The sequence below is a fragment of the Streptomyces sp. NPDC054841 genome, assembly GCF_053611045.1.
Map to the genome: position 1 here is coordinate 1 of NZ_JBSGZO010000263.1, position 11,745 is coordinate 11,745.

Genomic DNA, 11,745 nt, shown 5'->3' on the forward strand with positions numbered 1-11,745 from the left:
GCCCGAAGGCGAAGTCCATGTCCCCGGACTCGTTGGCGGTGGCGGTGGCGAAACCATCCGGCAGTGACCGCTCTGGGGCGGAACGCTTCAACATTTCTGCCAGCTGGCGCTGCTGGCGATGCTGGCTCCGATACTTGGCCCGTGCTCTGGCCCGCTGCTGAGCCTCCTTGATCTCCGCGTCGTAAGCATTGCGCTGCTGCGTTGCTGATTGATGCTCGGCTCTGGACACCGCTCCGACGACCAGGGTGTGGCTCTCCAGAGCGAACATGGCGCGGGAGAGCCCTTGCGTCAGAGCATTGAGCAGGGGCTCGGACTGCGGCTGACGGATTCTCAGCGCCTTGAGCAGATCGCCCGATCCGATCGGCTCCTGCGAGACCGAGGAATCCAGATAATGGAACGCTGCTTCGTGCAGGAACTTCGTCACGATGGGGCTGTGGCGCTCGCCCAGCCTGACGTCTGAGAGACCAGCCGTTCCCAGGGACTTCATCGCCGCGCGGCTGTAGGCGGCAGCCTTCCAGACGTTGACGAGCTTGTCGAGGGCGCGGTCGTCCAGGAACGCAACGCTGGTGCTCTTCTCGTTCCGCAGCCGCGTGACAGCGTCGCGGAGCTCTTGCGCAGCCTGATCGCGGGCATGCTGCCAGGTACGGCGCAAGGCGTGATCGTCCATCATCCTGGACAGCCGCTCCAGCTCCAGCAAACGCTGTGTAGCCTGCGCGTCGCCGAACATCGCCTCCAGGGCCAGGTTTCGAAGCCCCGCGTCATCGTCGAAGTACGCGAGGAACTTCCCTGGCTCTGGGTACACCTTGAACAGCGCGTGGGCCTTGGCCAGCATCTGACCGGCTTGCGCCACACTCTTCGCCGCTTCGCCGGCCAGCCGGACCGCCTCCTCGACGGCCGGATCCTCGATCTGGTCCTTGAAGTACTGCTCCCAGGCGCTGACCTGCGCATTCTGAGTGTTATGCCGTTGCTCCGCCGGCCCGTACACCTGTGGCGGACGTACCCTGATCGGTGTCGGTGCGCTGCCGCGCCGGGTCGCGAGTTGCTCGGCCTCGTGCCGCGTGGCCTGTATCTGCTCCCATGTCGGTACCTGCGCCCCTGCCCGATGTAGGGCCTCGTCCAGGTAGGGGGTGTGCATGTTGACGGCCCGGCCGGCAATGTGAAACACCCAGCTGCCTGTGCGCCGGACCTTCATCACACCGTGGGCGTCCAGCTCATACGTACCCGAGATCACCCGGTTGTCACTGTCGACGATGACCCGGCTGGTGGCACCCATGACCTTTCTGCCACCGCTGAGTTGGTGCACTTTGGACGCAAGCGAACCGTCCTTGCCCGGCAATGAGGACCAGCAGCTCTGCAGGACGAACCCGAAGTCCTCGCCTGACGTCCTTTTGCCCAAGTGAAGGTTCTGGACGATCTGCTCGGCGTCGACTTCTCGCCCGGCGACCCTGACGCCGCCGGTGGCGGTACCCTCACCCGCTAGCGAGCGCCAGCCGGGGACGTGCAGGGTGGCCAGTGCCGCCTCCTGCAGCAGACCCTCAGGCTGGTCCAGAGCAGTCCACTGCCCGCTTCCGTCGCCGTCGGCCTGGGCCTCGGGAACGAGCCAGGTGTGGGTCACCACCGGGTCGCCCTGCACCCGCTGCTTCGGGGTCAGCAGGTAGTCTTCGACGTCTTCGAAGCCCTCCGGCAGCTCCTCGATCCGGGCGCCCGATTCGGCGTCGCCCTCGGTCTGCTCGTCGCCCAGCAACGCCCGCGTGGCCATCTCCCGACGAAGCTCCTTCGCCGTCATCGGCTGGAGTACGACGCCCGGGGGCGGCTCGAAAGCCGCATGCTCGGCGTTGATTGTTGAGGCGTCCTGTGGGGTGCCGCTGGTCGGGGTGGGGGGCAGGGTCTGTTCCGTCGCGACCGTAGCGTCCGGTGCGAGCATGTAGTCGTCGCCGGCCTCGTTGATCTTGATCCGCCACTGCAGCTCGTTGGCGAATACATTGCCGCTCTCGCGCTCGGCAGCCAGGCGCGCGCTGAGACGGGAGCGCTCGGGTTCCCTGCCGAACAGACGCTCGGTGTTGGTGGCCCAGTCCGTGCGGAAGTCGTCTGTCAGCTCGGTCAGCCTGTGCTCTTCAGGGGACGATGCAGGCGAGGTCGTGGTGTGGATCCGGTCGGCGTAGGTCCGGCCGGCCTCCCCCAGTGACTCCTCCAGGATCTCCTCTGCCGCGAGGTCGTGCACCAGCGAGGCGGTGAGTAGGGCAGCTCGTGGTTGCCACGCCTGCCTGAACTCCTCAGGGCGCAGCCCCCGCTGCTGTTGGGAGAGTTCCTCCAGCTGGAGCGAGACCTTTTGCTCAACAGCCTTGCGGACGCGCTGAATGCCGAGATCGGAGAGTCCCGAGCCGGGCAGGCCGGTGTCCGACAGTGAGGTGTCCGCGACCCCGCCGGGCCGCGAAGCGCGCACCGTCAGCGCAGCGGCGTCGAAAGCCGCCAGCACCTCGTCCTGCAGCTCCTCCTTCAGCGTGCGAAGGGCCAGTTCCGCGTGCAGCTTTGCGTCGTCCGCACCCCAGACCGACGCCAGTCGCTCCTGCCACCGGGCACCGGTCTGCTCCCTCTCCGCCGGGTCGAGCATCTTGGTGCCCGGCCAGACCAGTCCGAACGCCTCCCGCACCTGCTGGGCGAAGTGATCGGCGACGGCGTGCACGGCCCCGGCCGAGTACGGGGACCCGTGCTCCTCCGACTGGTCCTCGGCCAGTTCGTCGTGCGCCGACTGGCCGTCCACCGGCTGATCGGAGACCGTGTCGCCCTCGTGGTCGAACTCGTCGGTCTCATCGAGCACCTTGCCGTGCACCACGTCGATGTTCTCCGTGGCCTCGATCCCGACTGCGGCCAGTACCTTCGCCCGGGCGTCCTCGACCGCCGCAGCTTCCGTGGCCTTGTACTCGACCCGGTCGTCCAGCGAGGCGATCAGTTCGTCGATCTTCTCCAGTGCGCTGGCACGGAGCACGTCCGTGGTGTGCCGACTTCTGCGCCCCCGTGACTGAAGGGACGGCTGCAGCAAGCTGAACTCGGCCTCCTGGCGGTACTCCAGGAGGGTGTCGTCGACCTGACCCAGGATCTCGCTGTTCAGTTCCACCTGCGCGGCCAGATGCAGCCGCCTGCCCGCCGCACGCGCCTCCTCAGCACGCTGTTCGGGCGACTGCTGAGACATCTCCTGGTTCTGGGGCTGGGACACGGACACTCGATGGTGCCGCTCCAGGGCTGCCTTGAAAGCGGCTCCCACCCTGTTCTTGGCCATCGTGGCGTCGTACAGGAACTCCAGCCGTTCCTCGGTCAGCGCCTCGATCTTCCCCAGCCATTCGCTTTGGAGCTTTTCGACATTCTCCTCGTGCTGGGCTCGCTGGAGCGCATTCGCGGTCACCTTCAGCCCCGGCACGAACCGTTCGGCATCGAGCAGGCCACGCATCAACGTCATGCGGAGCTTCATCCGCTCGGCTCGCAGTACCGAACGAGGCAGAGAACGCCCGGTTTCCTCCAGGTACGTCCGCTCCTTTTGCTCGATGCGCCGCATCAGGGCGGCGATCGTCTCCTGGAACCGGACCGCTTTGTCCACCCGGCCCTGCAGATGGTCCGCCATACTGGCGAACTGCTCGTCCCAGCGCTGCTGCGCCTGGGTCGCCCGCTGCGCCCGCTCGTCCTCCGCACGCTCGGCATCCTCTCGGGCCTCCTTTCGGGACTCCTCGAGGCCCTGCCATTGACCGAAGATCTCCGCATGAGACGCGCGGACATCCCTCTCCAGGCCATCGCGAAGGTAGGCCAGCATCTCGGGCATGAGCTCAGGCGAGGAATCCTCGGACTCTGTGCGTTCCAGCAGTGCATCCAGCAGCGTCCGGGCGTCCGCGACCGCGCTGTCCTCGGACACTGCGAGATCATGACGCTTCTTGTGGTGGGCCAGCAGCTGCTCACGCTGCTCCGCCCACGCCTTTCTGCGCTCCTGATGCTGAGAGTAGGACACCGGGCGCTGGTGCGCCGCCAGTTCAAGCAGTGATGGCAGCACATGCAGCTCCTGCTGATACCGGGCCATCCACTGGTTCACCGCCGCATTGAGCTGCTCCTGTGACCAGTCACCGCCCACCCGACCGCCGAGGATCTCCTCATACGCGGGCAGCAGCCGCTCGTGAAGGTAGCGAGTAGCCCACTCTCGTGTCTGCTCAGGATCGCTCTGTTGCCCACCCTGCCGAACGGTCACATCCGCGACCGCCGAATCCAGCTTGTCCTGCAACCGCTCCGCGAACGAATCCGACTGCAGATCCTCCGCAAGCTCCAGGACATGCGGCAGGGCCGCCAACTCCTGCTCGTAACGCTCGGCCCACAGGCTTGACATTGTGTCCTGCTGCGACTGGTGGACCTCCAGCCGGCCGCCGTAGATCTCGTCGTACACCGGCAGCAGTTGCTGCCGCATGTAACGCACCACCCAACTGGGCGCGTCCACATCATCGGAGCCTGGCGCGCTGGTCCCGGTCTGTCTGGTCGCCAGCTTCTGCACCGCTGTCTCGATGGCCGCCTCGACCTGACTGCGACCCAGCGCATGCAGCACTTGCCCCTCGACACGGGCAGCCTGCTCGGCCGCGTACTCGCGCCAAGCAGCCACCACTGTCTCAGAAGTCAGCTCCACCCCGTAAAGCCACTGACGCAACGACTCCAGCTGCCCCCGCAATACCTCCGACACCACCGGAACCAGATCATCACGCCCGCTCAGAGAAGCCAGCGACCCCGCGACCGCGTCCGCAACACGCAGCGCAAACCCGTCCTGCACCCCCCGAACCAACTCCAGCCCCGCCGCATCCAGCCCATCCAGCCCGGCCTGCCGCTCGAACCCCACAAGGACGCCCCGCAGAGCATCCACCACCCGCCCGAGAACAACCCGCTCATGCGGCAACAACACCAAAGACCGCGCCGACTCGCCCGCCCGGTCAGACACGTCCTCATCCACCGACGACACCGAATCACCGGCAGACTCCATGACCGAATCGGCATCACCACGCACCACCGGCCCGGAACCAGCCTCCACAACGGCTTCAACCACCTCAGACTCAGGCGTCTCTTCCGCACTGGAACGCGCATTCAGCTCACTCTCGGCCGTCGCCGTCTGCTCCGCAGCCTGCAACCTGCGCACCTCGGCCAGCCACCCATCCAGGTCCGCTGTCCGCGCATCAAACACCCCCACCGGCCGCTCGACCAGCACCTCCCCGCCAACCACCGGCTCACGACGAAGCACCGCCGCAGACCCCGAGGAAACCTCCGACCCATCGACCACTACACCATCAACAGCACCAACACGCTGCCCAGACTCCGGCCCGAGAGACGGCTCAGCCTCCCCAACATCAACAAGCGTCAACGCGTCATCGTCCGCAACATCAACAGGCGTCAACGCGTCATCGTCCACAACCCCATCACGCCCAGCCCCTCCACCTCTCGGCTGATCGCGCGGAGGCGACGGCGCCGCCGAAGGATCCCTGCTTTCCCGATCCGGCAACGCGTCAAGCTCCGCCATCAGCCGCTCCACCTGCTCGGCGTGCGCGGCATCCTCCGCAATTTCCTGCGGCGTACGCTCAACAACCGGCGCAGTGTCAGTCTGGGCTGCATCGGTCTGGAGATGACCGGACTCGTCGAGGAATCCGCGGTAGGCATCCAGCAGGTCGGCAACAGCCGTGGGATCACCACCCTTGCGGGCCACATCGGCCCGCTGCTGCCACGAGTTGTGATCCGCCACTGACATCCAGGCGGGCTTCTCCCCAAGCAAGAACGTCAGAACCCGATCGGAGAACTCCGAGTGCTCGCGCGCCTCGATCTCCGCAAGCCGATCGTCCCGCCAGACCTGAAATTCCCGCAGCAGATCCGCGTGCGGCTTCGCATCGCCGGCCAGCTCGGCTCGCAGCAACCGCCCCTGCCACCCTTCCAGCTCCGCGGCCAGCTCCGGGCTCTCCTGCGAGATCCGCTGTTCCCCCTCGTCCATCAGCCCCGCGAGCCGATATTCCAAATGCCGCTCCGAGGACAGCACACGCGCGTCGCGTCCCACCAACCGCGCGTGCCGCTCCTCCAGCAGCCAGTTCTCATGGGCGTCCCAAACCGCCCGCCGGTCTGGCTCTGGCAATGAAGCAGCCTCTGACAACCGCCGCGTCCACTCCCGTCGATCGTCATCCTTCACACCCAGTTCGTCCCAGCGTTCCATCACCTCCCGCCAGGCATCGTTCTCCCCCAGGCCACGCTCACCCACCGAACGCGGAACCTTGGGCAGCAACGCGTCCAGTGCATCCGCCTCTTGGACCTCGCCCATGAACCGCTCGTACAGCTGATCCGTCAGCGCGTCTGCTCCCGCCTCACGCGCTGCCTCCCACCGGTTCAGCAACTCCTGCGGGGCATCCAGCAAACGCAACAGACGCGCCTCCAGCGACTGCCGGACGACTGTGTCCTCGCCAGCTCCCCTCGCCCTCACCCGAGCCCAGAACTCATCCAAGACCTCGTTCGGCGACCGCTTCCCGGCACCCAGCCCGGCCTCGGCCCGCTGGTGTTCGCTCCGGAAGTAGTCAACCTCCGACTCCTCCATCCCCCGCGGCAGATCCCGCCCCCACAGCAACTCCACCGCCTGTTGGCGCCGCTCCAACACCTCCAACCGCTCCAGATAACCCCGCAACACCGCGAACTCATCGGCAGCGCTCCCCCGCGCCTCCCACCGGAGCCGCTCCCACGACGCTGCCTCATCCGCATCCATCCCCGTCGGCAACTCATCGCCACGCAGCTCCCGAAACCGGATCACCTCCCACGGCACATCTGGAAGCGATTCCTCCAGCCCACTCTCCGGCAACTTGTGCCGCGCCTCAGGCAGGCTGTTCAGCAACGCAACCAGCGCCTCCTCCTCGAGAGGCTCAGCGGCGGGATCCGCGCCCGGTTCCTGAGACCGGGTCACACCATCGGAATCGGCCGCGTCATTCTGCGAGGCCGGCGCATCGTCCTGTGCCTGATCTCCGTTCGAGGTGGAGTGGTCTTCGTGAGGTGTGGTCGGATCGGCACCATCGCCGTCAGGGGCGTGATCCAGCCGGAGCGGCATATCGTCATCGGTCGGGTGAAGGCCGTCGGTGTCAGCAGTGCCGTCCCGCGGGACCGGCATATCGCCGTATACCTGCTCCCCGTCCGCAGACGGCTTGTCCGCACGGGGGGTGATTGTTTCAGGGGACCGGGAATCACGCTCGTGCGGGGACTGCGCCGCCTGCTCGCCCGCGGCCGGCGCCTGCGCCACACGCTCCGCCCGCTCACCAAAACCGGGCTTGCCCACGACCTTGTCCACGGCCTCGCGGTACCGGGACGCACCCTGAGCCGTGGCACCATCCGACTCCGCCTTCGCCCCCCGCACCCCGCCATCACCCAACACATTGCCAGGAGCCGACTTCTCCACAGCACCCGACAACCCACCGGGCGAACGAACAGCCGGCGACTCCCCCACAGCACCGCCACCCACCGGCCGATCCACCGACGCCCGTCCCGGCGCCGGCGAGCCGTGCTGCCCATCCGTCAGCCCAACCGCAGACCCCTGCCCGCCACCCTCAAACAGCTGCCCCGACCCCTGCCCCGGCGACACCCACAGATCCTGGCCCCCACGGGACGACGACCCGTCCAAGACCCCAGACCCATCCCCCACAAACTCCAAGTCCCCCGACACCACATGGCCGCCATCACCACGCAACGCACCACCATCACCACCAGGGACCAGCCCCTGGCCACCACCATCCGAAACCGCAGCCCCCACACCCCCCAGCCCGGCACCATCCGACTGCTGCCCCACCACCCGATACGGCTCCACCACCGAAGGAACCGACCCATCCCCCCGACCCAACCCCCCAGACACACCCTGCAGTGCACCCAGCGACACATCCCCCGGACCCCCACGCGCCGAGGCCGGCACCCACACCGACGGATTACCCGGCAGAGCCGGATTCACCACCCCGCCCTGCGGCCCACCCGCCCACACCGGCACCCCCACACCGGCACCCTCATCCACCGACCCCTGCCAGAACGCGGTATTCCCCCCGCCCTCCGACAACCCCCCACCCAACTCCCCGAACTTCTCCCCCAACCCCTTCCCCACACCAAAACCGCCGGCCGCACCACCACCCAGCCCGCCGACCGCCTCGTCATACGAAGGCGGCGCATCATTGAACCCACCCTCCGGAAAACCCCCATCCGGCCACAAACCGTTCTTCATCAACGCCCGCTTCAACGCGAGCATCTCCGTAAAACCCCCCAGCCCCCCACCAAAGAAGCCCGCCGTGAACGCGGCAAGCACCGCAAACGGATCCGTCACCAACTGACCCGTCAACGCCAGACTCGTCGCCTCCACCGTCGCCACACCAGCCGCCCCACCCCCCAACGCCATCGCCACAACCCGCACCAACGCACTGTGACTGATCGACGAAGCCAGCCCCCGCATCAACGACGACGCAACCGGACCGGCCACACCACCAAAAGCCCCACCCACCGCAGCGGCCAGCGCCGCCGACTTATCCCACTCCTTCCGCGACCCCGACGCCTCCTGCCACCCCTGCACCCCCGCATCAACAAACAGACCAATACCCTCACTCGCAGCAATCTCCCGAGCCAGCCACGCCGCCCACTCACGCGACCCCGCCTGCCCCGCCGCCCGCGCCGAAGCAATCCCCAGCCCCGACACCCCATTCGTCGCCGCCATCAACGCCAACAAATGCGCAATCAACAACGCCTGGAACACCAGCATCAACAACGCCGTCAACTTCGCATACTGCGTCTGCAACGCCGTCTGATCCAGATAATCACCCACAAAAAAAGCAGAATCCATCAAACCAAAAAGCCCCAACCCCAAACCCTCAAACGCCTCCCTGATGGCCTCCCCCGCCACACCCGCCAACACCTCCGCAACATCATCCCCACCCTGATGCATCAACCCCTTCAAATCACCCAACTCCGACGCCACTTCCGCATAAAACGGCGCCATCGACCACAACACGTCCTCGTTCACCCCCGGAAAGTCCCCACCACTACCCAGACCGAACAACACACGAAAGAACTCAGACGGAGTAATAGCCATGACAAATCCCTGTCCGTGACCCGCGGCACACCAACACCACGGGCCACCTCGCAGAACAAAAAGGAAAACGACAAACGCCCAAACCACACAGCCAACTACGGCCGCGGCACACCCCTACCAGCACCACCACCAGGCCTCACCGGCACACGCGGCACACCACTCCCACGACCCCCCACACCACCAGAATTCCCGAAGTCAGCACCCGCAAGAGCGATCGAAGCTCCGAGTACGCCCTTGCGTAGACCTTCAACAGACCGATCGACGGTCCCGATCTCGGTATGCAGCTTTTCCAAGGCAGGGCCTGCGACGTGCTCGAACGCCCGGGCCGCCTCCCCCTCGCCGATCCCGGAGCGGATCACTGCCTCGTGCGCCTTGGCGCGCGCAAAGAGTGAAGCGACGATGCCCACCACCCTTCCGTATTTTGAGGCCAGTTGCTCAAGCGCCTCGGGGTCGACTTGCAGCTCTCCCATGTTTCCCACTCTCTCGGTATGTGGTCTGATCGTGCGGAGCAGATGCGCGCAAGGGCCCGCTACTCTTCGTCCGTGCGCTCCGCGGACATCGACCTCCGAGTGCGCGGTATTTGCGTGCGACGGGTCCGCTCTGTCTCGACCGCCGCGGTACGGCGCTGGAAGTCGGCGATAAGATCCGGCGGCAGTAGGTCAGCCGGCAGCAGCTTGTCGATGTCGATCTTCCCGGCCGCCAGATCGTCGAAGTCGAATCCGTCCGGCAGACCCGGCTGGATCAGCTTGCGCACGGTCTCCGTCGCTTCTGCGCGCGCCTTGTTGACTGTCTCCACCACCAGTGCGGAAATCTCGGCCTTGGTCATGCGCCGGTACTCGGAGGTCATGAACTCCGCCTGGCGGAGCTCACCCTGTGGCCCCACCGTCACCTTCAGCTGGCGCTTCGGTGAGATCACTGTGACCGCTACCGCTTTCAACTTCTCCTGAGTCCTCGCCATCTCCTCGCGGGTCCTGGCGAAGTCCTCGGACACGGTCTCGAACAACCGACCGAGGTTGGCCAGCCCACTCGGCATGGCCATCGGGCCGGCGGCAGGAGTCCTGGGGTCGCGCGGCGTGGGAGCGCTCATGGGTATGCCTCTCGGTCGACGACTGCCCGGTATGGGGTCACCCCCTCCTACGCCGACGTCACCGGCCCCGTTCATTCGTGATTGGGTGCGCTCCAGGAGGTCGCGCGGTTCATCCGTCCTCGATGGGCCGCAGGTCAGCCAGGGAAACCCGTCACCAGGGCGACTCGGCGCAAGACCCCGAGTAACAACCATCGAGTGCACAGAATCAGCGGGCACTGGCAGGTGTGACCGAGGGGTCGTATGCCTCTTCTTGCGTCCGATACTCAACTCTGGCCCGCAGCAAGAGCTTGCAGAGAGTCAACACGGCGTTTTTGTCTTCGTTGGGTCGTTGGTTGCCGCGAGGAATGTGGCCCCGCCGGCCGGTGGGCGGAACCTGACCGTTGAGGGTGGGACGAGGCGGCCGCGTTCAGCCAGAAGCGGTTGGACCTGGTGGACTGCCCTGGTCAGAGTGCTGCCGTTGACACCAAAGAGCTGGGCCAGCAGGTCTCGGGTACCGAGTTGCGCAGGTAAAGGGGCGGTGGCCAGGACTCTGTCGGCCGTGGTCAGCTTGTCCTTGGCACCCGCTCCGGGAGCACGGCGTCGCTCACCCCCGGTTGACAGATCCGTTTGCGCTCACACAACTCGGCCAGCTCGGGCGCCAGTTCATAGACGAGGTGGTCCAGTTCCACTTCGGGCATGCCGGTCAGCTATCTGCGCAGTGATGCGGCCGCAGGCCGCTGAGTGCCTTGCCAGTCGGACAGTCGGGGCTGTGCTGTTCGCGATCGGGGTGCCAGGGGGTGGGGGCGGAGGGTGTAGTTTCAGTCGCCGTGGAAGCGATGCCAGGTCATGGCGGGCGTGGATCTGGGCATCGGTGACAGTGATGCCGGTGTCGTAGGTGCCCGTGCCGAGTTCGGCTTCGACATTCAGGCCGGTGCCCTGGTGGTCGCGGCGATGGTTTCCATGATGACCTCGTGGCTGGTCACGGGTCGACCTCGCCAGTTCGTCGTGACGTGGGAGAACAACCGGTACTCGATCTTGTTCACTTCGATGTGCCGGGTCAATGCCGTTGCTTGGCTACTGAACCATCGCCGACGGCAGCGTGATGACCTTGGCGAACACCTGACGTACCGGTCCGCGGGGTTGGCCGTTGAGCCGGTAGGAATACTGGAAGTTGAGCCGTTTGAGGAACCGGTCGGCCTCGTGCATGCGCCGGGCGCCGTTGTCGAGTTTCCGGCGCACCTTCGCCGCCAGCACAGCCATGAAGATGCCGTATGGGATCGCTTTGCCCGGTCCCTGCTGGTCGAAGAAGTCATGCGCCCTGACCGGGCCCCGGCCCCCGCCAGCAGACGCCGCTGCCGCTCTTCCAGGTGCGGGAACGACACCTCGAACTTCACAGCGAGTTGACTCTTGACCTCACACGAAATGCCCAAACCAGATGAACGAGCCGCAGGGCGGGAAGCCACACGTTGTACTTCTGCAAGCCCTAACCTCGCTGTTTCGGTTGCGGTGGCGAGGCGTTGTGATCGTCAACTGTTGGGTGTCTGACGCGTCTCTGTTTCGCGGGCATGCAAGGGGCCCGGCG

General features: G+C 66.2%; 2 protein-coding genes and 2 pseudogenes. All 4 read right to left on the reverse strand.

Annotated elements, in window-relative coordinates:
• Positions 1-9,028, reverse strand: a pseudogene (locus tag ACWGI8_RS28355) (hypothetical protein); the annotation flags it as partial.
• A 598-nt stretch (positions 9,029-9,626) separates the two neighbouring features.
• Complete coding sequence (locus ACWGI8_RS28360) at positions 9,627-10,184, reverse strand: YbaB/EbfC family nucleoid-associated protein (RefSeq protein ID WP_453665132.1); 558 nt, start codon at positions 10,182-10,184, stop codon at positions 9,627-9,629.
• Positions 10,185-10,481: 297 nt separating this feature from the next.
• Positions 10,482-11,220 (reverse strand): annotated as a pseudogene (locus tag ACWGI8_RS28365) (ISAzo13-like element transposase-related protein); the annotation flags it as partial.
• A gap of 17 nt (positions 11,221-11,237) precedes the next feature.
• Entirely contained in the window at positions 11,238-11,423 is a 186-nt protein-coding gene (locus ACWGI8_RS28370; protein WP_453665133.1) for a hypothetical protein, read from the reverse strand.
• Positions 11,424-11,745 lie beyond the last annotated feature (322 nt).